Origin of the sequence: Neotamlana laminarinivorans (assembly GCF_020523925.1) — a bacterium.
In the GTDB taxonomy this organism is placed as follows: domain Bacteria; phylum Bacteroidota; class Bacteroidia; order Flavobacteriales; family Flavobacteriaceae; genus Neotamlana; species Neotamlana laminarinivorans.
This window is the reverse complement of sequence record NZ_JAJAPW010000077.1, coordinates 1-290: the sequence shown is the minus strand read 5'-3', so window position 1 is coordinate 290 and position 290 is coordinate 1. Positions and strand designations below refer to the sequence as shown.

At 34.8% G+C, this 290-nt stretch carries 1 pseudogene; it reads right to left on the bottom strand.

Annotated features, from left to right (window positions below):
- Positions 1 to 290, bottom strand: a pseudogene (locus LG649_RS16105) (YncE family protein); the annotation flags it as partial.

Genomic DNA, 290 nt, shown 5'->3' with positions numbered 1-290 from the left:
ATTAATAATTCGCTTTGGCCAGTAAAACTTGCATCGGTTACGTATAACTTATCGTTATTTACAGAAAGACCATAAGCGTACCCTGCTGTTAAATCTAGAACAGATGCTGTTGGTAATGTGGTATCGTTATCGTCTAGCTTATAAACTTTATTACTTAAAACATAATAGGCAGCACCATTATCATGTGCCATTAACCCTGGATGAGACCCTAATGGAAACTCATTTGTAGATATAACCGTATCATTACTTGTGTTAATTCTTGTTATAGAACCAGCTGTTTCAACAAAATC